The following is a 21,472-nucleotide window of genomic DNA, read 5'->3' on the forward strand; positions in this document are numbered from 1 at the left end:
CGTCATCGGCGCGACGGCTTCAGGGCACCGACATGAAGGAGTACCTTTCTTGACCACTCACCTCAGGCATCGCACCGGCCCGCGGAAGGTGCTGGCGCTGCTGGCGGCACTGTGCGGGATCGTCGGCCTCACCGCGCTCGGTACGACCCCGGCGGCGGCAGCCGACCAGCGCCACGCGGTCTACGCCATCGCGCACCGGGTGGACACCCTGGACGGCGTGGACGCCGCGCTCGGCCACGGCGCCAACGGCATCGAGATCGACGTCTGTGCCTGGTGGAACCCGAACGAATGGCGCGCCTACCACGACTGTTCCTCGGCCGGTGAGAACCGGCTGGGCCCCAGCTTCGACAGCATCCTCTCCAACGCCAACGCCGGACGCCGGCTGTCGCTGGTCTGGCTGGACATCAAGGACCCGAACTACTGCGGGGAGCAGCCGAACCGCACGTGCAGTGTCGCCGGGCTGCGGGACAAGGCGCAGCGGCTCACGGCAGCCGGGATCCAGGTGCTCTACGGTTTCTTCGAGTACCACGGCGGGAGCACCCCGGACGTCGGCGGCCGGGGTTGGCAGAGCCTGGAGGGCAAGCTCGGCCCGCTGGAGGGCATCACGTCGACCGGGACCCGCGATCAGGTCCAGGGCGCTTTCAACCGGTCCGGTTCCGGGTTCCCGGCCGGTCACCGGGCGATGGACTACGGCGACTCCGACATCACCAAGGGGTTCGGCAACTGCACGGAGGCCACCTACAACACGTGCGCGGAGCTGAAGAAGGGGGCCGGGGACCGTGCCGCCGGACGGCTCGCGGCCACGCTGTCCTGGACGACCACCTACAACGACCCGTGGTACGTCGACAAGCTGCTGGGCGATGCGGGTGTGGACGGCATCATCGCGGGCTACGGCGCCTTCACCGGAGTGCGCGAGTACGACAACAGCTGGCAGTGCGCCAACGCGATCAACCTCGTCCGTGACTGGGTGAACCGCCACAGCGGCACCCACCGCATGGCCACCGGCGGCGACCGCCTGTTCCGGTAGCGGGCAGCCCCGGGCCGTCGGCCGGAATCCCGGCCGACGGCCCTTCCGCAGCAGGCGCCGGCCCGGACGGGCCCGCACGCACGAGGCGAGCGCGCGGTCAGAACCAGTGCAGGCAGTGTGGGGCGCGCTCGGCGCGGAAGAGGGCGTCGGCGAGGGCGGCCGCGCCCGGACGGTGGGCCCGGACATGTCCGGCGCGCACGAGCGTGCTCGGGGCGGTGCCGCCGAGGTAGACCGAGCCCAGGTCGCTCACGTCCAGGGACAGGTCCGGCTCCCGGTCCGTCAGGACGCAGTCGGCCTTGCCGTCCCGGACGGTCAGCAGGTAGCGGCCGTGCTCGCCGAGGAACGGGTCGTCGACGTCGAGGACGAGCTCGCCGTCCGTGAACCAGCCACGCGCGGTCAGCGCACGCGGGACGTCCAGCAGCCGCACCCAGAGCCAGTCGGTGTGGTTGCTCAGCTGGCCGGCGTTGAAGTCCGCGAGCTGCCAGCGCAGCGGGTGGTCGGGCGGGAAGTGCTCGGACACGACCTGGGAGACCAGGTCGTGTCCGAGCACGAACCGGGCCAGGGCCGTGGAGACGGCGTCGTCGGTGGCGATGGTCTCGTCGACCGTCAGGGTGTCGGACTCGCCGAGCGAGTAGCTGGCGTACCCGTCCGGGACGCCGTCGGCGTCGCGGTGGACGGCGACGTAGCGCGGCGCCCGGGAGACCGGGGGCCGGCCCGCGCCCAGGGCCCACCAGCGGTGCGGCCGGGAGAGCGCGCCGGGCTGGGCGCGGCGGTACCGGTCGTAGACCTCTTCCAGGATCCCGCCGCACTCGGCACGCCGCAGCAGCTCGACCGAGCCGGCCGCCGCGGCGTCGGCCGTTGCGCCCGCCCGGGGGCGGGCGAGGGCGGCGCGGTGGCGCGGCACCGTCAGCCGCTGCGTGTAGGTCGCCGGTCCGTAGCCGAACCTGCGATAGATCACGGCCTCGGAGGCCAGCAGCACGGAGAGGAACTCCCCGCGGGCCCGCACCTCGGTGAGCTGATGACGCATCATCGCCGTGAGCACACCCTGGCGTCGGTGCGTGGGCAGGACACCGACGTTGGTCACCCCGGGGGCCGGGACGAGGACCCCACCGGGCAGGGTGAGCTCGAAGGAGTACGCGGCGGCGGTGCCGACGGGCCGCCCGTCCGCCGTCACGGCGAGCAGGCCGCGGTCCAGTTCGAGCGCCGACCAGAAGACACCGGCGCCCTCGGCCGGGGTTTCCGGGAAGCGCCCGAAGGCGGCGTGGAGCGTGTCGACGAAGACGTCGAGGTCCTTGTCGGTTGTGGAACGGATCTCCATCGCTGCCGCTGCCCCCTTGGGAATACCGGCACCACGACTCGTGGTGTCCCGCCACAGTGCAGCGTCGCCCCGTGGCCAGGTCAAGCGAATTACGGCCGGGCCGGGCGCTCTGCCGGCGCGCCTGGCCGTGGGGCCGGCCGCCGGGCACGGCCTTCCCGGCCTCCCGGCCCACCGGCCCCGCAGCCCCGGCAGCACCGACCGTCAGCTGACCCGCGACTCCGCCTCACCCACGGTGCCGGGCAGCTCTGAACGTCAAAGGGGTGAGCGGGAGTCAGGTAATCACACTAATGGACCCACCCCCCATCAACTTGCCTCTACAGCAAGCACTTTGACGGGACGCTCAGCCAGCCTCAGGGGCGACACGCGGACCGGCGTACCCCGTTCGCCGACATTTCGATATGCCCGAAATGACAGCTATGGGGGCATTCAGTACGTTCAATCTCGGGTCGGCTGCCCAGCCGACATCGTCTGAGAGCGAAAGAAGCTTCCATGAAGACCAACCGCTTTGCCGCCACCACCGCCGCCCTCGGAGTCGCGGCCCTGGCCGTCACCGGTGTCACGTACGCGTCGGCCGCCTCCGAGCCGATGGCTCCGCAGGCTTCGGCGCGGCAGGTGGCTGCTCCGGCCGAGCTGCCCGCCGACGGCGGCGCCGCTGGCGGGAAGGGCAACGAGGGGCGCAACGAGGGGCACAACGAGGGGCACAACGAGAAGCGCCACGAGGAGGGCCGCATCCACATCAACGAGCGGACCTACTCCGCGCACTCGGGCGGCTGCATCACCGTGATCAGCGGCCTGGGCGCCCGGACCCTGAACATCCGCAACGACAGCCACAAGACCGTCGAGGTGTTCCGCGGGGCGGTCTGCGACAACGGCGCCCCCATCGCCACCGTCGGGCCGCGCAGCACCAGCGACGGCGTGAAGATCCACCGCACCGAGGGCATCCGGGTCGAGGACGGCGTCGTGGGCAGCTTCCGCGTGGTCGAGCACTACCGCTGAGTCGACCGGATAGCTGCGACCGCATGACACGGAGCCCCGAGGAGTCAGCTCGGGGCTCCGGTCCGGCCCCCGCCCCGGGGTGCACCGCACCCCGAGGCGGGACGCCCTCCCGACCAGTATCCGATAGACCCACACGATGCGCAGACCCCGCCAGGGCTCCGATCACGGGGCCCTGGCAGGTCGTTTCCCGGCAGGCCCGCAGCTCGCACCGCCAGAGCGACTGCGGGCCCGATGCGTACGATCCGCCGCAGGGCCGGTGTACCACCGGGCATCCGCCCGCCACAGGCCGCTCCCCCCTCGCCGCCGGACGCCCACCGGAACAGGCGTGCGACCGGCGTCCCGAGCCGGCGACGGAATTGGGCCAAGCAGGTGAAAGGGGCGCGGCTGCGGTGTGAGGCGGCGGCCACGCCGCCCACCCGGCACACCCTCGCGCTGCCGCCGACACCCCCCGCCCGGACCGAGCATTTGTTCTACCGCGCCGGAGATCCCGGCATGGGCTCTCCGGCAAGACTTCGGACGAGCCCCCCGCATCGACGGCCACCACACGCCCCGCCCGCACCAGACCGCCCCCGCTGCCCCCCCCTCGCGCGTCTCCCCGGCAGGGGCCAGCACAGGCCCCAACCGCCACCGGCATCGGAACGCCCGCGCACCCAGGCACCGACCCCGACCCCGACCCCGACAGCGGACGGACGGTCAGCACCTGGTGATACGTCAGAATTGCTTCGCGCCACGTGGCGTACCGGCCCGATCCGAAGGAACGGCTTGATGACCCGCTACAGCGTCGACCCCGTCCGGCACGAGCTGATCGCCGCCTGGGGCACCGGCGAAGGCGACCTCTCCACCAGCATCGCCACCCTCCCCGCCGGGACCGGCACCACCGCGCTCCTGCGCCTGGCCGCCACGCTGACCCAGCTGTCCGAAGCGGCCTGGCACACCTACACCCATCCGGCCGGCGCCGCCGGCTCCCTGGAACCCGACACCGAGGGATGGCGGCGCGAACGGGAACGCGGGGCCTTCGCCGAGGTCGCCGCCGCCATCGCCCGACCGAACCTCCCCCAGGGCGGGATGCTGGCCGTCTCCTACAGCCCCGTCGTCGAGTCCGCGAACCGGGTCGGCCGCGCCCTGGCCGCCCTGGACGACGAGGGGCTGACCGAGACCGTCCTCGCCGAGGCCGCCACCGAACTCGCCGCCGTCGAGAACGCCGAACTCGGCGACCTGACCGCCCGCGCCCAGCAGGCCGTCCTCCTCAGCCGCGAGGACGCCTCCCCTGCCCAGGTCGCCTCCGCCGACCTGCTGTTCGAGCAGGACCCGTTCGGCCCCGCCCAGCTGTTCTCCGATATCGACCCCACCGCCGCCGCCGTCGCCGCGGCCCACTGGCTCACCGCCGCGGCCGAGGTCGCCTCCCAGGCCTCCGGCCACGACCGGGCCACCGTCGTCCTCGAAGCCGACACCATCGAGGCCCTCGCCCACGAGACCCCCACCCTCGTCCTCGAACTCATCGACGCCGGCGCCTCCCCGTACGACGCCGTCACCGCCCTCGTCCGACACGCCCTGCACGTCGCCGACGGCCTGCTGCCCGACCCGACGGCCCTCCGCGACCAGATCGACGACTTCGAGGAAGCCCTCGCCGAATACCCGGACGAGGACGAGGACGGGGAGCTCGACGCGGAGGACACCGGCCTGCGGCTGACCCCCCTCGACCCGAAACGGCCCGCCCGCGACCTCCTCGAAGACCTCCTCGCCGGCATCCACGGCTGCTGGCTCCTCCACGACGAGTACGCCGACACCGACCACGACGGGGACGAGACACCGCAGACCCCCACCGACGCGGGCGACGAGGAAGCCGCCGAGGAACTGCACCAACAACGCAGCCGCGGACGGTTCGCCACCCGCGTCCGCGCCATCGCCACGCGTGACCGCGACCGGCTGATCTGACCGGCTGATCCGACCGGCTCCCGAACCGGGCGGGCACGGCGGAGGCGGTCGGCATCCGCAGGGGTGGCGGCGTGGCCGCCGGGGTCGGGGAGGATCACCTCGGTGACGTCGTCCCGTTCGCCGGCGGGGAAGACCCGGTAGCCGTCGGCGTGCGGACGGCGGAGGGTGGGCGTGCGCCGGACTTCGGCGCTCCTCGCGGTCCCGGGTTCAGCCCGGCAGCCGCAGGCGGAACAGCGCGCCGCCGCCGGGGGCGGCCTCGGCGGTGAGCGTGGCGCCGTGCGCCTGGGCGATCTGGCGCGCCATCGCGAGCCCGAGGCCTGAGCCGGGCAGCGCCCGTGCGGCCGAGGCCCGGTAGAAGCGGTCGAAGACGTACGGCAGGTCCTCGGGCGCGATGCCGGGGCCGTGGTCGCGGACGGTCAGTTCCAGCCCGGCGGTGAGCCGGACCTCGACGGTGGCGCCCGGCGGGCTGAACTTGGCCGCGTTGTCCAGCAGGTTGGTGACCAGCCGGGACAGGCGGGCCGGCACGCCGGGGACGGTGCGCTCCGCGGCGTCGTTCTCCAGGGTGAAGGCGACCGTCGGCCAGTGGTCGCGCGCGGTGTCGACGCAGTGCCCGACGAGCCGGCCGACCCCGACCTGTTCGAGCAGCGGCTGCGGCTCCTCGTCGCGGGCCAGCTCGATGAGGTCGTTCACCAGGCCGGTGACCTCGCGCAGCTGGCGGCGCAGCGCGGCCGCCGCCCGCTCGCGCTGACTGTCCGTCAATCGATCGGCACGCGAAAGCAGTTCGGCGTTGGTGCGGAGCGCGGTCAACGGGGTGCGCAGTTCGTGCGAGGCGTCGGCGACGAGCCTGCGCCGGGCGGTCACGGACTGTTCCAGCTCACCCAGCATGGTGTTGAAGCTGCCCGCCAGCCTGGTCAGCTCGTCCTCCCGGCGCCCGGGCGGCAGCTCGATCCGCAGGCTCGCGTCCCGGGTGTCGGCGATCCGCTCGGCGGTGCGGGTCAGCCGGGTGACCGGGGCGAGGCCGGTACGGGCCACCGTGCGCCCGAGCGCGGCGGCCAGCAGCACGCCCGCCGCCGCGACGGCCGCCATCAGCGCGCCGGCCTGCCGCACCCCCTCCCGGACGCTGTCGGCGCGCAGCGCGACCTGGACGGCCTGCCGGGCACCGGGCGGCGCCGCGATCATCGGGGTGGTGAGCATCCGGGCCGGGTGGCCGCCGATGGTGAGGTCGGTGAAGTAGCCGGCCCGCTGCCGGTCCGCGACCTGGCGGGTGGCCGGGGTGACGGGCAGCAGGTACGGCTCGTTCGGCGCCTTGCCGGGGTCGGCGGAGACGATCTGCGCGCAGGCCGGGGCGGCCAGGTAGTTGCACTCGCCGTAGACGACCTGCGGCCCCTCGGCGCGGTGCTGCTGCTGGACCAGGGTGGCCTGCTGGGTGAGGTGCTGGTCCAGCTGGTGGTTGAGCTCGTAGCGGACGATGCTGAACGCGGCCGCGCTGATCCCGAGCGCGACCACGGCGACCGCGGCCGTGCAGGCGAGCGCCAGTCTGGTGCGCAGCGGGCGCCGGCGCCGCCAGCGGGCGTGCGCCCTCACCCCCGGTCCAGGCGGTAGCCGACCCCGTGCACGGTGTGCACCAGCCGCGGTTCGCCATCGGCCTCCAGCTTGCGGCGCAGGTAACCGACGTACACCGCGAGCGAGTTGGAGTCGGGGCCGAAGTCGGCGCCCCACACCCGCTCCATGATCACCTCGCGCGGGAGCACCTGGCCCGGGTGGCGCAGCAGCACCTCCAGCAGCGCGAACTCGGTGCGCGAGAACTCCACCGGCCGCCCGGCCCGGGTGCCGGTCCGGGTGGCCGGGTCGACCTCCAGGTCGGCGAAGCGGTAGCCGGTCTCCTCGGCCGCCGGGGCGCTGCGCCGCAGCAGGGCACGCAGCCGGGCGGTCAGCTCGTCCAGTGCGAACGGCTTCACCAGGTAGTCGTCGGCGCCCGCGTCGAGGCCGTCGACGCGGTCGGTCACCGAGTCGCGGGCGGTCAGCACCAGGATCGGGACCCGGTCGCCCAGGGCCCGCAGCCGGCGGCAGACCGCCAGTCCGTCCAGGACGGGCATGAGCAGGTCGAGCACCATCGCGTCGGGCTGCCAGCCGGCCACCTCGCTCAGTGCCGCCAGCCCGTCGGCCGCGCCGCGCACCTGGTACCCCTCGACGGCCAGACCGTCCTCGACGGCGGCACGCACCTCCGGATCGTCGTCGACGACCAGCACCCTCTGCCCGTTGCTCATACCGACAACCCTCTCAAAACGACTCTGAGAAGTCTCTTAGACGGCCTCGGCAGGCTCGACGGCATGCGGACAGAACACGGCAACCACGGCAACCACGATCCCGACCGTCCCCTGTCGGTGGTGATCGGCGCCGGCGGCACCGGCGGACACATCTACCCGGGCCTCGCGCTGGCCGAGGCACTGCGCCGAGCCGACCCCCGGGCCGTGATCTCCTTCGTGGGCACCGAACGCGGCCTGGAGACCACCCTGATCCCGGAGGCCGGCTACCGGCTGCACACCGTCGACATGATCCCCTTCGACGCCTCCCTCGGCCCGCGCCGCTACCTGCTGCCCGCGGCGCTGCTGCGCTCCGGCGGGCAGTGCCGGGAGATCCTGCGGGCCCAGGGCGCGCAGGTGGCGGTCGGTATGGGCGGCTATCCGAGCGCACCGGCGATCGTCGGCGCCCGGCTGGCCGGGCTGCCGAGCGTGGTGCACGAGTCGAACGCGGTGCCCGGGCGGGCCAACCGCTTCGCCGCCCGGCTCACCCCGCACATCGCGCTCGCCTTCGACCGCACCCGCGAGCACCTGCCCGCCGGCCGGTCGGCGCAGACCGTCGGGATGCCGCTGGTCGGCGCCGTCGCCCGGCTCGACCGGGCCGCGCTGCGCGCCGAGGCCCGCCGGCAGCTCGAAGTCCCGGACGGCGCCCGGCTACTGGTCTTCAACGGCGGCAGCCTCGGCGCCGCCCGGCTCACCGCAGCCGCCGTCGCACTGGCCGCACGCTGGCGGCACCGCACCGACCGGCAGCTGCTGATCAAGACCGGCCCGGCCGCACTGGAGGAGGTCCGCGCCGCACTGGCCGGCAACCCGATGGCGCGCGCCGTCTCCTACCTGGACCGGATGGACCTGGTCTACGCGGCGGCCGACCTGATGGTGTGCCGGGCCGGCGCGGCCACCGTCGCCGAACTCTCCAGCGTACGGATGCCCGCCGTGCTGGTGCCCTACCCGCACGCGCCGCACGACCACCAGACCCACAACGCGCGCGTCCTCTCCGACACCGGCGCCGGTCTGCTGCTGCCGGACGGCGAGTGCACCGGCGAGCGGCTGGCCGCACTGGTGGAACCCCTGCTCGCCGACCCGGCCCGGCTGGCCGCGATGGCCCGGGCGGCCGAGCCGGGCGACCACGCACGCGCCGCCGACCTGCTGGCCGCCAAGGTGCTCCGCGTCATCGGCCGGACCCCGGCGCCCGAGCCGCCCGCCGTCACCTCCCCCGCCCTCGCCCCCGCCCCCTTCGACCGCTGACCACCGACTCCCCCACGGAGGACCTCATGACCGACCCGAACACCCTCTCCGCCCCGACCACCCCCGCCCCGAACCGGGACTGGACCGGCCGAACCGTCCTGGTCACCGGCGCCGAGGGCTTCATCGGCAGCACCCTGGTCGACCTGCTGGTGGCCCGCGGCGCCCGCGTCCGGGCCCTGGTGCACTACAAGCCGTACGCCGAGCGCGGCTACCTGGCCCACTACCTCACCGACCCCGACGGCCCGGTGGAGATGCTCGCCGGCGACGTCCGGGACGCCGGCCGGGTCCTGGACGCCGTCGCCGGCTGCGACACCGTCTTCCACCTCGCCGCGCTGATCGGCATCCCCTACAGCTACCAGGCCCCCGAGGCCTACGTGCAGACCAACGTCGCGGGCACCCAGAACGTCGCCGCCGCCTGCCTGCGCCACGGCGCCCGCCTGGTGCACACCTCCACCAGCGAGGTGTACGGGACGGCGATCACCGCGCCGATCGACGAACGGCACCCGCTCCAGCCGCAGTCCCCGTACTCCGCCTCGAAGATCGGCGCGGACATGCTGGCGCTCTCCTACTGGCACGCCTTCGAGCTGCCGGTCTCGGTGGTCCGCCCGTTCAACACCTACGGCCCGCGCCAGTCGGCCCGCGCCGTGATCCCCACCGTGCTCGCCCAACTCCACTCCGGGGCCTCGGAGATCAGGCTCGGATCGACGACCCCCACCCGGGACTTCACCTACGCGACCGACACCGCGGAAGGCTTCCTGGCCATCGCCCGCGCCGACCGCACGCTCGGCGAGGTCGTCAACCTCGGCACCGGCACCGAGGTGTCGATCGGCGACCTGGCCAAGGCCCTGATCGTCGCCTCCGGCCGGGAGGCCGAGATCGTGGTCGACCCGACCCGGCTGCGCCCCGGCGGCAGCGAGGTCGAGCGCCTCCTCTCCGACAACCGCAAGGCCCGCGACCTGGCCGGCTGGCAGCCGCAGGTGGGCCTGGACGAGGGCCTGCGCCGCACCTCCGACTGGATCGCCGCCCACCTGCACCTCTTCGCCCCGGACCGCTACCAGGTCTGACGCCCCCGCTGCGGCACGCCGGGCCGCACCGCGGGTGCGGGGCTTCACGTCCAGAGCTGTTCGCCGAGCGTCCCGCCCGGTGCGGCGCCGGGGAGCACGTAGGCCACGGCTGACGCCTGGTGCTCGATGAACGGGGCCAGCGCGTCGCGTTCGGTCAGGCGGTTCTGGACGCGGGTGAACAGGGCGGGGTCGCGCATGAAGGCGCAGAACAGCAGGCCGCGGTCGTTCAGGCCGTCGTCGTAGCTGTAGCTGCGGCGGAGCATGCGGGCGCCGCCGTCGAGGCGGGGGCTGCTGAGCCGGACGTGGGAGGTCGCGGGGATGATGTAGGAGCCGTCCGGGTGTTTGGCGTAGATGTCCGGGTCGTCGTGCTCGGCGGTGCCGGTGAGCGGGACGCCGTCGCCGGCCCGGCGGCCGATCACCAGGTTCTGCCGGTCCTCGGGGAGCGCCGCGAAGCCGCCGGTGTCCATGCGGATTCTGCGGTAGACCAGGATGGTCCCGTTCTCGTGCGGCCCCGGCGGGCCCCAGACCCACTGCTGGGCGGCCGCGTCGTCGGGGTTGGCGGTGCCGTCCTTGAACCCGAACAGGTTTCGCGGCGTGACGCCCGGGAGTGCGTGGGGCAGGAAGCCGGACTGGGTCCAGCGGGGGACGATGCCGGCGGTCTTCGCGGCGGTGGTGGCCAGTTCGGCGACGACGGTCAGCGTCCAGCGGTCGGCGGCGCACAGGTGGACCAGCAGATCGCCGTGGCTGCGGGTCGGGTCGAGGCGATCGCCGGGGTACGGCGGCAGGTCGGCCAGTTCGGCGGGCACGTTCAGGCCGAGCCGGGAGGCGAGTTGGGGGCCCACACCGACCAGGGAGGCGAGCCGGGTCGGGGCGCCGGTCCGCAGGCGCGAGTCGGGCAGCGTGCCGGCGGCCGCGGTGGAGAGCGTTCGGGTCAGCGCGTCGAGGACGGCGCGCAGGGCCTCCCGGTCCGCGGCGGCGGTGGTCGGCGGGAGGTCGAAGGACAGCAGCTGCGCGGAGGGCAGTTGAGGTTCCGTCACACCGGCCTGCCGGGGCCCGTGGAAGGGGATCGCCGACGCGGGCGGCGGCGGTGCACCGGCAGGCGAACCGCCGTCCGGTGAGAGGATGTTGCTCGTCACCGCCTCCGCCGCCGCGCCGATCCCGGCGGCCAGGACCGCTCCGGCCGCGAGCACGGCCCTGCGTCCCAAACCGGTCGCGGCAGGTCGGGCCGGCTCCTGCGGTTTTCCCGGTTCGGTGTGCATGGCCGATATTGGAGACGATAGAACACCTGTCATGCAAATCCCCTCTCCTCATGGCCTGTCACCTCATCGGGCCGCCCGGTCCGGAGCGTTCCGGGCGACGGTGCCGCGATACCTGTCGGTGCTGGTCGCCCTGGTCGCGGTGGCGGCCACGGGTTGCTCGTCGACGGATTCGAAGCCGTCCGGCACACGGCATCCGGCCGGGAGCGTCCTTCGTGTACCGGAGGACTTCCACACGGTGCAGGAGGCGGTGGACATCGCCCGCGAGGGTGACACGGTGCTGATCCAACCCGGTGTGTACCGCGAGAGCGTGCGGGTCACCGTGCCACGGGTGGTGGTGCGCGGCACGGACCGGAACGCGGTGGTCCTCGACGGCGGTGTGCGGCTCGTCAACGGCATCACCGTCACCGGCGCCGGCTCGGTGGTGGAGAACCTCACCGTCCGCGGCTACCTCGCCAACGGCGTCCTGTTCACCGGCGTCACCGACGAGCAGCTGCAGCGGCGCGGCGCCGGCGGCTCGGCCTACGACCCGCTGGACACCGTCCGCTTCCCACCGGTGCAGGGCTTCCGGGCCTCCCGGGTGACGGCGTACAACAACGGGCTCTACGGCATCTACGCCTTCGACGCGCGCGGCGGCGTCATCGAGGAGTCCTACGCTTCCGGCGGGGCCGATTCCGGCATCTACGTCGGCCAGTGCAAGCCCTGCGACACGCTGGTGCACGGCAACACGGTGGAGCGCAACGCGGTCGGCATCGAGATCACCAACGCCTCGGACAACTTGACGGTGCTCGGCAACCGCGTCGTCGGCAATCGCGTCGGCGTGACGGTGAACTCCAACGACCTGGAGGCCCTCGCCCCGCAGCACGGCGCGGTGATCGCCGGCAACGTGATCGCCGGCAACAACGCCGCGGACTCGCCCGAGCAGGCCGACGGCGGCTTCGGCATCGGCGTCGGGATCGGCGGCGGCACCGCGAACCAGGTGCTGCGCAACCTCGTCCGGGACAACCGCGCGGCCGGGGTCATCGTCACGGACCCGCCCGGGCACCCGGCGAGCGGCAACCACGTCGAGGGCAACCAGGTCACCGCCAACGGCGCCGACCTCGTGCTGGCCTCGGCCGACCCCACCAACTGCTTCACCGGCAACTCGCCCACGACGCAGAGCCCGAACGGCCTGGAGGAGCTCGCCGGGTGCGGCGCCGCCTCGCGCCAGGCCGTCCCGGCCGGCCGGCCGGCCCCCGTCCAGCCGCCACCCGGCACACCGTTCAGCTCCGTCCCCGTGCCGCCCGCCCAACCGTCGATGCCCGACCCGGCGGCACCCGGCCGCCCGGCGACGGACCTGCCCGGACCGGTCGATCCGAACCGCTACCCCCTGCCGACCGACATCGCCGCCATGCCGCAGCCGAGCTGAGCCCGGTCGGCGCGGAGCACGCGGGTCGCCGCCGACGAGGCCTCCCGGCGGTCGGGTTGAAGCATCGGAAGAACTGCTCGACCGGGCGCCGGGGAGCCTCGCCGACGCCGCTTTCGGCACCCGCCACCGGCCGCAGTCGGGTCAGCCGGCGACCCAGGGAGCTTCGGGCAGTTTCGCGCCGTCGTCCCGCCCGGTGATCTCGACGGTCGTCGGCGTGCCCAGGCCGGGCATCCGCATCGTCACCCGCCGCAGACCGCCGTCGCCGTCGATCCAGTAGGTCAGCGGCGACAACTCGCCGTCGGCCCCCGCCCCGTGCGCCGCGTCGCCGGAGCGCGGACCGGAGAACCTGTCGTAGCTCCGACCGTCGATCCGGTCGCGGCCCAGCCATCGCGGCCCGGACTGGGCGAGCAGCAGCGGGTTGTCGGGCCGGTCCGCGCCGAGTTGGATCAGCAGCCGGAGTCCGGAGTCCAGCGGGTCCGCGGTGTAGGCGCGCGGTGACCAGCCCGAGCGGGGAACGTGCTCGGCCTGCTGCCACGGCGGGCCGCCGGCGCCGTCCGCCTTCGGCGCCAGTCCCAGGCCGTCGCCGTCCCAGACGATCAGGCCGTGGTCGAGGTCACCGGCGGCCCCGGTGACCCGGTAGCTGCCCACCGCGCGGTGAGTGCGGTAGTCCACGATCCCCTCCACCCGCACCACCACGCCACCGCCCTCGGCGGCGGTGAGGGTCACCCTCGCCGGGCTCGCCTGATACAGGTTCAGGCGCGAGATCGCGATGCGGGACGCTTCGTCAACCGTCACCGCCCGGCTCGTGGTGCCGTCGGAGACGGTCTGGTAGACGGCCAGGCCACCCGCCGCGGTCCCGCACACCGCGACCGCCAGCAGTGTCCTGAACCAGAAGGTCCGATGCGGCGTACGGCCGCCGGTCTTCTTCCGGGCCATGAAGATGCCTTCTCTCACGTCGGTCAAACACTCGGGCGGGTTCGCGGACCCGATGGTCCGCGAACCCGCCCGATCCGCCCTACCGGCAGTCGGCGCGTCGAGCGCCGGCCGCCGTGGCCCGGATGCTACCGGTGTCGGGCCCTACGCCTGCGCACCAGGACGAGCGCCCCACCGAGCGCCGTGAGCGCCACGGCGGCAAGGGCCATCGGTGCGAGCGGGCCCGTACCGGTGTTCGGCAGGTGCGAGCCGGGCGGGGCCTGCGGCGGAGCCGGTACGGTCGGCGCCGCAGGCGTGTCCGGCGGGCTCTGCGGCGTCGGCGTCACGGCCGGCGTCGTCGGTGTGGGGGTGGGGGTGGGAGTGGGTGTCGGGGTCGGGGTCGGCGACGGGGTGGGCAGGAGTCGGTTGACCGCCGTCACCGAGACGCCGTCCGTGAGGTTGTCCGGGGTCAGAACCAGCGGGCCGAACACCGTGGTGTCCGGGGCCGCGTAACCCGTGGGCGGGCTGACTTCCTGCCAGTAGTACGTCCCCGGCAGACCCGCACCCTGACACAGGCCGTCGGCCCCGGTCGTGCACGGACTCCCCACCGCCGTATCGGGCTTGTCACCGGTGGGCTGCAGCCCGTCGGTGCCGTTCGTCTCGTGCCACAGCTGGAACGTCGCCCCCGCCAGCGGCTTGCCGTCCTGGTCGTGTTTGACCAGGCGCAGTGCGCCTTCCTGTTGGCGGAATCCGAAGTCGTAGGTGTGGTCGTTCTCGCCCGGTCCGCCGGTGGTCAGTGCCCGTTCGGGGTACTGCCCGCCGGTGGGGACGGTGCCCTTGGAGTCGATGAAGTGGTTGTCGCCGATGTCGTGTTCGGTGGGCACCCACTGGTACAGCGGCCCGCCCTTGGCGTAGTCGGCCGGGTTGTCGAGCCTGATCGTGTACTTGGTGTGGGGTTTGAGGCCGCCGGTGACGTCGGAGTCGTCGAAGTAGTACTCGCCGCGCGCCGTCGTCTTCGTGGTGCCCACCAGTTTGCCCGACTCGTCGTACAGGTTCACGGTCGCGCCGGGGACGGGTTTCTGGCCCGGATTCTGGATGCCCTTGCGTTCGGGGTCGTACCAGACCCGGTTGCCGATCTGCAGCGGCGCCTGGTCACACAGCACCTCCAGATCACCCATCGAGGCACCCTTGCCGAACGGGGCGATCGTCCCCGCCGGGTTGAGTCGCAGACCGAACTTCGGGTCCTGCGTGCCGTCACGCCGCTGGAGGAAGGACGTGCCGTAGCCGAGAGCGGTGTGGTTGGGGTCGAAAGCGGACGTCGCGACGGTGTTCTCCACCTTGGACAACGCCATCCCCGCGAACGCCGTGTTGCGGTGACCGCCCCAGGTGGTGTCGAAGAACCGCGTCCCCCGCGGGGACAGCCCGCAACCGTTGTTGGTGTCCAGCACGAAGACGCCGTTCACCGGGCACGCCTTGTTCAGATCACCACCGGACATCACGACCGCCACCGAGTTCGGCGCGGGCGAGGCCGGCGCGCGGTCGCCGAAGCGGTCGCGGAAGGACACCAGCATCGAGCCGTCGGTCTCGAAGCCGATCTCGCCGAGCTCCGGTTCGGGCTGGGCGATGGTCGCGTTGCCGCACGGGCGGCCGTTCTGCGCGTCCGGATACGTGCTCGTCCACGGGAACCAGCCCGCCCCGTCGCACGGGCCCGAGCCGACGGTGGACTGACGCGGGTAGTCCAGCGGCTGGTCCAGCACCGCCTTGCCGAACACGCCCGTGGCCAGGTCGAACGGCAGGACCACGGCGCGCAGGTCCGTGAGCTTGCCGGTGGACTGGCCGGAGCACACCCCGCCGAGGTAGCCGGTGGCGTCCTGCAGGCCCAGGCCGAACGGGCGCCAGTCCCCCGCCGTCGGACACCCCGGATCCGGGATCGGGTAGGAGGCCTTCGGCGCCGCCGCGGTGGGCACGGTGGCGTCGTAGCGGTAGAGCTTGCGGTCGTTGAGGTTGACGACGAACAGGTCCCTGCCGTCATCGGTGACCTTGATGCCGCCCAGACTCTCCCGCCCCGGCACATCGAGGAACGCGTCGTCCGTGCCGCCGCCGTGGACCGTCGCCCCCGCGTCCGGCACCGTGGCGAACAACGTCGTCTTCTTCTGCGCGGGATCCGTCACATAGATCCCGCCCGCACCACCCGGACCGTAATCGGTGGTCCGCTTCGCCATCGCCGAGGAGAACACCCGCCGATCCGCCTTGTTCCACGCGATACCGAACAACGTGCCCGTCTCGGCATCCGAGGCGATACTCGTCGCGTTCACGTCCACGCCGTCCTGCCCGCGCGCACTGTACGGGAACGACACCAGCGTGCGCTGACCCCCGCCCTCACGCGTGGCCGGCTGGCAGGTCGTCACCAGCGTCGCGTTCTTCTGACAGTAGTCACCCGGGCTCCACAACCCCGTGGTGTACGCCACGTTCTTGCCACCGGACAGGTCGACGAACTCCTCGTTACTGCTCAGCTGGTTCGGCGCACCGTCCAGCCCCTGCCGCGAGGCGAACGCCGGGAACAACACACCCGGCTTCGGATTCACCACCTGCACCCGGTACCTACCACCGGAGGGCTTCGCCACGGCCGGCGCCAACGTCACCGTCCCATCCGCAGCCGTCACCCCCTCGATCCCGACACCGGCGTCATCCGAGAGCGTCACCCGCACACCCGCGATACCCGGCTCCAGCGCAGGCGTCCACACCCCACTCGCATCCACCGCCCGCACCACCCGGACCGTCACCGACCCGTCACCCGCCTGCGGAAACGCCGCCGGAGCCGCCGCGAGCGAGCAACTGCCGATCCCCAGCGCGAGCACCGTGACGCGCCCCACGACACGGCGGCCGGGCAAACCCGACCGCCGCCGACCCGGCCCGCGCGCGGAGCCGCCCATTTGATCACTTGTAGGTGTCATTACCCACTCTCATCGTCGAGAAGGCCTGTGCCCGGACTCGCGAGAAGTCCCCGGAGTGACGGAGAACCGCCTTTTAACCGAAGCTTAAAGGCGCCTTGCGCAAGTCGCAGGCATAATGGAGATTTTGGCGTCACGTCAGATACAGGCGGGCGGCTACGAACACGGATTCGCATGGTTTCCTCGACATAGCCGACTGCCCTTCCGTCGGAAAGTCGACGAATAGCCATGGCGAGGCGCCCGGAAGCGGCGGCGTCACTCGCACCCGGGGCGCCCGGGAGATCGGCGCACCCACCGGACAGCGGCCGACTATGTCACTACGGTGTCCCTGGCGGCCATGGGGGTCTCGACGATCGCCGCTCCGGGGAGGTGCAGTCATGGGAGACGGAGCCACCGGTCCCACCACGTCCGGCGGTTCGGACGACGGGGACGGCGCCCTGATCGGCCGCGAGGCCGACCGGGAGCGGGTCGGTGCCTTCCTCGCCGGCATCCCGCGTGCCGGTGGATCGCTGGTGCTGCTGGGGGAGCCGGGAGTCGGGAAGACGGCACTGCTCGCCGCGGTCGCCCGGGAGACCGAGGCCGCAGGGGTGCGGGTCCTGCAGACCGTGGGTGTGCAGTACCGGGCGCAGGCCGGCTACGGCGCTCTCCGGCAGTTGCTGGCCTCGGCACCCGAGAGCCGATCGGAAGCGGCGGGCGTACCCGTCCTCGCCGCGGCCCTGGGCTTCGAGCGGGGCACGGCACCCGGGCACGACGCGGTCACCGAGGCCGTGGTGTCGCTGCTCGCGGACCTCTCCCGCGACCTGCCCACCCTGCTGGTGCTGGACGACGTGCAGTGGCTGGACCGGGCCAGTGCCGTCGTGCTGGGGCAGGTGGCCCGTCAGCTGCCGGGCACCGGCGCGGGGATGCTCTGTGCGGCCAGACCCGGGGACGAGAGCTTCTTCGACTACAGCGGACTTCCGCTGCACGAGCTGGGTCCGCTGAGCGAGGACGCCTCCGAGGCGTTGCTCCGCCGTCGCTTCCCGGCGCTCGCCCCCCGGGTCCGACGGCGCCTGATGGCGGATGCCGAAGGCAATCCGCTGGCGCTGCTGGAGCTCCCGGCCGCCCTGACCGATCCCCAGCGGGCCGCGTCCCAGGCCCTGCCCGCTCGCATACCGCTGACCCGACGGCTCCAGTCGACTTTCGCCTCCCGCATCACGACTCTGCCGGCGGCCACCCGGCACCTCCTGCTCGTGGCGGCGTTGGAGGGCAGCGGCAACCTGCGGATCGTCCGCCGGGCGGTGGCCGGGCGGTGCAGCCTGAAGCACCTGGCTCCCGCGGAGCGCGTTCAGCTCGTCCACGTCGACGACACGACCGGCCGGCTGGGATTCCGGCACTCGCTCATGCGCTCGGCGGTGGTGGACCTCTCGACCAGCGACCAGCGACGCAACGTCCACCGCGCACTCGCGCAGGCGTGGACCGGGGTCCCCGAGCAGCGGGCCTGGCACCTGGCGCAGGCCACCGTCGAACCCGACGAACAGATCGCGGCCCTCCTCGAGGAGGCCGCCGACGTCAGCGCCCGCCGCGGCGACGGGCCGAACGCGGTGGCGGCGCTGGTGCGGGCCGCCGAGCTGAGCCCGGCCAGGTCCGAGCAGGCCAGACGGCTGGCCAAGGCGGCGTACGTCGGCGCGAACCTCACCGGCGACCTGCGTGACGTGCCGCGCCTGCTGGACGACGCGCGACAGGCCGCCCCGCATGCCGACTCCCTGGCCGCCGCGGTGGCTGCCGCGTTGTACCTGCTCAACAGCTACGGAGACATCGACACCGCGCACCGCCTGCTCAGCGGTGCGATCGCCCTCCAGCCCGCACCCTACGACCCGACCGACGCCACCGTGCTCGAAGCGCTGTCCACCCTGCTGATGGTGTGCGTCTACGGCGGCAGGCCCGAGTTGTGGCCGGACTTCGACGAGGCGATCGCGAAGTGCACCTCGGTCCCGGACACCGTGCAGTTGTTGCGGGCCACCTTCGCCGACCCCGCCCGGGCCCGCCCGTCCGACTGGGCCCGGCTCGACGCCGCCATCGCGGCACTGCCCGGCACGTCGGATCCGATCCGGATCGTGCGGATCGGTACGGCCGGCGCCTACGCGGACCGCCTCGGTGCGTTGGAGGAGCCGCTGCGGCGTACGGCCCGGGGCGGACGCACCGGCGAGAACATCTTCCCCGCCATCCAGGCCTCCTTCCTGTGGAGCAGCCATGCCTGGTTCACCGGCGAGTGGTCGGAGCTTCGACGGGTGGCCCACCACGGGCTGAGCCTGTGTGCGGAGTTCGACTATCCGCTGCGTTCCTGGACCGGCACGTTCGTGCTGGCCTGCGTGTCCGCGGCCTGCGGCGACTTCGCGACCGCCCGCGCGTTCGCCGACCGGATGGACCAGTGGGCCGGGTCCCGCCGCGCCAACGCCGTCCGCTGCTACGCCGCCCATGCCAGGACGCTGATCGCCCTGTCGCAGGGCGATGTCGAAGCGGCCTACCGGCACGCCGACACCATCACGCCGGTCGGATCACTGTCGCCGTTCACCGGGCACGCGCTGTGGGTGGTCCTCGACACGGTCGAGGCCGCGGTGCGAACCGGCCGGCGCGAGAAGGCCGTCGACCACATCAGAGCGGCCCGGGAGGCCGGACTGGACGCCGTGTCACCGCGGTTGCGCATGGTCCTGCTCGCCTCCGCCGCCCTGGCCACCGAGGACGACGAGGAGGCCGTCCGCAGGTTCGGCGAGGCCCTGGCCGTCGAGGGGGCCGAGCGCTGGCCGTTCGACCACGCCCGCATCCAGCTGTACTTCGGCGAGCGGCTCCGCCGCGGCAGGGCCTCGGCCCGGGCCCGCCCCCACCTGGGCGCTGCCGCGGACGTGTTCCGGCGGCTCGGTGCCGATCCGTGGACCGACCGGGCCGACAAGGAGCTACGCGCCTGCGGCAGCCCGGTGCGCGCCCGGACCAGGACTACGGGCGTCTCGCTGACGCCGCAGCAGCGGGAGATCGCGGAGCTGGCGGCCGCAGGCCTGTCCAACAAGCAGATCGGCGAGCGGCTCTTCCTGTCTCCGCGGACCGTCTCCACCCATCTCTACCAGCTGTTCCCGAAGCTGGGTGTCACCTCCCGGGCCGCCCTGCGGGACGCACTCGACCAGGTCCAGGAGGGATAGGTCCGTCGATGGTTCCGGTCCTCCCCCTCCCGCTGCCCCTCCTCCCCCTTCCCCGAAGTACGTCACATGACGGAATCGACCGCCCCGCCCTCACTCCTACCGTTCTCCACGTGACCTCGTCCGTCCGATGCGTACAGATCAGTACAGGAGAAGTGATGAGCGAGAACGCACGACCCACGAACGTCGTCCTGGTCCACGGGGGCTTCGTCGACGGCTCCGGGTGGCAGGGGGTGTACGAGCAGCTGACCGGGGAGGGCTACCGCGTCAGCATCGTGCAGAACCCGACGCTGTCGCTGGAGGGCGACGTCGCCGCCACCCACCAGGTCCTCGACGCCCTCGACGGACCGGCCGTCCTGGTCGGCCACTCCTACGGCGGCGTCGTGATCACCGAGGCCGGCAACCACGAGAAGGTGGCCGCACTCGTCTACATCGCCGCGTTCGCCCCCGACAAGGGCGAGTCGGTGGGCAGCCTCATCGCCGACCCGCCGCCCGGCGCCCCGGTGCCGCCGATCCTGCCGCCCCGGGACGGCTTCCTGTTCCTGGACCGGAGCCGGTTCGCCGCCTCCTTCGCCGCGGACGTCCCCGCGGACCTGGCCGCGTTCATGGCCGACTCCCAGGTCCCCTGGGGCGTCGAGGCCCTCAACGGGGCCGCGTTCCAGCCCGCTTGGCGCATGAAGCCCGCCTGGTACCTGGTCGCGACCGACGACCGCATGATCCCGCCGCCGGCCCAGCGCGCCATGGCCGAGCGGGCCGGTGCCACAACGGTCGAGGTCCCCGGCAGCCACGCCGTCTACGTCTCCCAGCCCGCCGCGGTGGCCGACCTCATCCGGCAGGCCGCCGCCGGCCGCTGACCGGCCGGCCCCGCAGCACCCTTGTCGTACATCCGCCACAGCCGTCCGCCGTCGGGCCGGTAGACCTGGCCCTGGCGCCAGTCCGGGGCCTGGCAGGAGCTGCCCGTGGCGGGGGCCGGCGGCGTCACCGTCCGGACGTCGCGACGCTGGTCCCCGGTCGAGCCGTACTCCCGTCCGCCGATCCTGAACGTCACGTTGGACGGCCCGGTGATCGGGAGGTAGTACTTCAGGTCGATGTCCCGGGAGGCGCCCGGCGCCAGGTCCTCGCAGTAGCCGAGGGTGAGGGTGAGCCGGTGGAAGTCCCCTTTCAGGCCGCCCGTGTTGGGGCCGGTGTGGCCGGGTGCGAGGCCCTTCATCTCCTTGTAGTCGTTGTCCTTGACGATCGGCGGCATCGAGGTGGGTAGGTCGAGGGCGATCTCGGTGCCCTGGGCCAGCGTGACGCCGGAGTTGTTGGTGATCCGCAGCTTCGGCTGGACCGGGTAGAAGTCGTTCTCCCCGGTGGGGAATTCCACCAGTTCGGCCTTCACGTCGATCACCTCGGCCGGCTGCGGCCGGCCGCCGGCCTTCGTGCTGCCGGCGGCTCCGGCACCCTTGAAGGCGTTGTCCAGACGGGTGGTCAGGTCGTAGCCCATGCCCCATTCCCCGCCCGGCCGTTGGGCGTAGTCACCGGCGAGCTCCCAGATCGTCGCGCCGCCGATGCCCTTGTCGACGATGTAGCGGGCCTTGGCGTCGATCGACTTCTCGTTCTCGGTGGACAGGAACACCTTCTTGGTGTCGTTCCACAGCCAGGGCGCCTGGAGCGCGTCCGAGTACTTCGGCGCGTAGCTCCCGGTCAGCTGCCCGCTCGGCAGGCCGGTGTCGACGCCGTAGGACCTCAGGTAGCCGGGAGTGCGGCCGTCCTGGAGGTTCTTGGTGTGCCACAGCGGGTTCGACCCGGCGCCGACCGGCCGGCCGGTGCCGTGGAACCCCGCTCGGGGGGTGGTTGAAGCGTGGTGACGTGTGGTGCATTTCTTTCCCGCCGTTGACGACATGAAGCGGG

Annotated in this window: 15 protein-coding genes; 8 read left to right on the plus strand and 7 right to left on the minus strand. The window is 73.0% G+C overall.

Annotated features, from left to right (window positions below; all coding sequences use genetic code 11):
- The first annotated feature begins 49 nt into the window (after positions 1 to 49).
- Positions 50 to 1,027 carry a phospholipase gene (locus ACIOJE_RS36135; protein ID WP_400782327.1) on the plus strand — a complete coding sequence of 326 codons (978 nt, stop codon included), beginning with the start codon at positions 50 to 52 and terminating at the stop codon, positions 1,025 to 1,027.
- A gap of 97 nt (positions 1,028 to 1,124) precedes the next feature.
- On the opposite strand, the gene ACIOJE_RS36140 is transcribed toward ACIOJE_RS36135, so the two are convergent.
- Complete coding sequence (locus ACIOJE_RS36140; protein WP_400782329.1) at positions 1,125 to 2,345, minus strand: GNAT family N-acetyltransferase; 1,221 nt, start codon at positions 2,343 to 2,345, stop codon at positions 1,125 to 1,127.
- Positions 2,346 to 2,834: 489 nt separating this feature from the next.
- Here ACIOJE_RS36140 and ACIOJE_RS36145 point away from each other — a divergent pair, with 489 nt between their 5' ends.
- Both ACIOJE_RS36145 and ACIOJE_RS36150 read left to right on the plus strand, forming a co-directional pair.
- Entirely contained in the window at positions 2,835 to 3,341 is a 507-nt protein-coding gene (locus ACIOJE_RS36145; RefSeq protein ID WP_280685878.1) for a hypothetical protein, read from the plus strand.
- 765 nt (positions 3,342 to 4,106) lie between these two features.
- Entirely contained in the window at positions 4,107 to 5,276 is a 1,170-nt protein-coding gene (locus ACIOJE_RS36150; RefSeq protein ID WP_280685877.1) for a hypothetical protein, read from the plus strand.
- A 207-nt stretch (positions 5,277 to 5,483) separates the two neighbouring features.
- Here ACIOJE_RS36150 and ACIOJE_RS36155 read toward each other — a convergent pair whose 3' ends face one another.
- Together ACIOJE_RS36155 and ACIOJE_RS36160 are read right to left on the minus strand one after the other, a co-directional pair.
- A complete protein-coding gene (locus ACIOJE_RS36155) occupies positions 5,484 to 6,860 on the minus strand; it encodes a HAMP domain-containing sensor histidine kinase (protein ID WP_280685876.1) in 1,377 nt (458 codons plus the stop codon).
- Positions 6,857 to 7,543 carry a response regulator transcription factor gene (locus ACIOJE_RS36160; RefSeq protein ID WP_400677359.1) on the minus strand — a complete coding sequence of 229 codons (687 nt, stop codon included), beginning with the start codon at positions 7,541 to 7,543 and terminating at the stop codon, positions 6,857 to 6,859. Before ACIOJE_RS36160 ends, ACIOJE_RS36155 begins: the two co-directional genes overlap by 4 nt.
- Before the next feature lie 63 nt (positions 7,544 to 7,606).
- On the opposite strand from ACIOJE_RS36160, the gene ACIOJE_RS36165 reads away from it, so the two are divergent.
- Positions 7,607 to 8,821 (plus strand): UDP-N-acetylglucosamine--N-acetylmuramyl-(pentapeptide) pyrophosphoryl-undecaprenol N-acetylglucosamine transferase, encoded by a 1,215-nt coding sequence (locus ACIOJE_RS36165; RefSeq protein ID WP_400782333.1) that lies wholly within the window; start codon positions 7,607 to 7,609, stop codon positions 8,819 to 8,821.
- Between the two features lie 26 nt (positions 8,822 to 8,847).
- Positions 8,848 to 9,885: an SDR family NAD(P)-dependent oxidoreductase gene (locus ACIOJE_RS36170; protein ID WP_400782336.1), complete on the plus strand. Its 1,038-nt coding sequence runs from the start codon at positions 8,848 to 8,850 to the stop codon at positions 9,883 to 9,885.
- A 44-nt stretch (positions 9,886 to 9,929) separates the two neighbouring features.
- On the opposite strand, the gene ACIOJE_RS36175 is transcribed toward ACIOJE_RS36170, so the two are convergent.
- Positions 9,930 to 11,144, minus strand: a complete 1,215-nt coding sequence (locus ACIOJE_RS36175; RefSeq protein ID WP_280685872.1) for a Dyp-type peroxidase — start codon at positions 11,142 to 11,144, stop codon at positions 9,930 to 9,932.
- Positions 11,145 to 11,244: 100 nt separating this feature from the next.
- Between ACIOJE_RS36175 and ACIOJE_RS36180 the strand changes: the two genes are divergently transcribed.
- Complete coding sequence (locus ACIOJE_RS36180) at positions 11,245 to 12,549, plus strand: right-handed parallel beta-helix repeat-containing protein (protein WP_400782339.1); 1,305 nt, start codon at positions 11,245 to 11,247, stop codon at positions 12,547 to 12,549.
- 141 nt (positions 12,550 to 12,690) lie between these two features.
- Here the strand turns inward: ACIOJE_RS36180 and ACIOJE_RS36185 are convergent, their stop codons facing one another.
- Positions 12,691 to 13,485, minus strand: coding sequence for a hypothetical protein (locus ACIOJE_RS36185; RefSeq protein ID WP_280685870.1), 795 nt, complete (start codon positions 13,483 to 13,485; stop codon positions 12,691 to 12,693).
- 125 nt (positions 13,486 to 13,610) lie between these two features.
- Positions 13,611 to 16,394, minus strand: a complete 2,784-nt coding sequence (locus ACIOJE_RS36190) for an SdrD B-like domain-containing protein (protein ID WP_400782342.1) — start codon at positions 16,392 to 16,394, stop codon at positions 13,611 to 13,613.
- A 395-nt stretch (positions 16,395 to 16,789) separates the two neighbouring features.
- Here ACIOJE_RS36190 and ACIOJE_RS36195 point away from each other — a divergent pair, with 395 nt between their 5' ends.
- The gene (locus tag ACIOJE_RS36195; protein ID WP_400782345.1) at positions 16,790 to 19,582 is read left to right on the plus strand and encodes an ATP-binding protein; all 2,793 of its coding nucleotides are present in this window, start codon (positions 16,790 to 16,792) and stop codon (positions 19,580 to 19,582) included.
- A gap of 155 nt (positions 19,583 to 19,737) precedes the next feature.
- Positions 19,738 to 20,433 (plus strand): alpha/beta hydrolase, encoded by a 696-nt coding sequence (locus tag ACIOJE_RS36200; RefSeq protein ID WP_280685867.1) that lies wholly within the window; start codon positions 19,738 to 19,740, stop codon positions 20,431 to 20,433.
- On the opposite strand, the gene ACIOJE_RS36205 is transcribed toward ACIOJE_RS36200, so the two are convergent.
- Positions 20,373 to 21,464, minus strand: coding sequence for a chitinase C-terminal domain-containing protein (locus ACIOJE_RS36205; protein WP_400782347.1), 1,092 nt, complete (start codon positions 21,462 to 21,464; stop codon positions 20,373 to 20,375). The genes ACIOJE_RS36200 and ACIOJE_RS36205 overlap by 61 nt on opposite strands.
- Positions 21,465 to 21,472 lie beyond the last annotated feature (8 nt).

This window comes from Kitasatospora sp. NPDC087861, assembly GCF_044742585.1.
In the GTDB taxonomy this organism is placed as follows: domain Bacteria; phylum Actinomycetota; class Actinomycetes; order Streptomycetales; family Streptomycetaceae; genus Kitasatospora.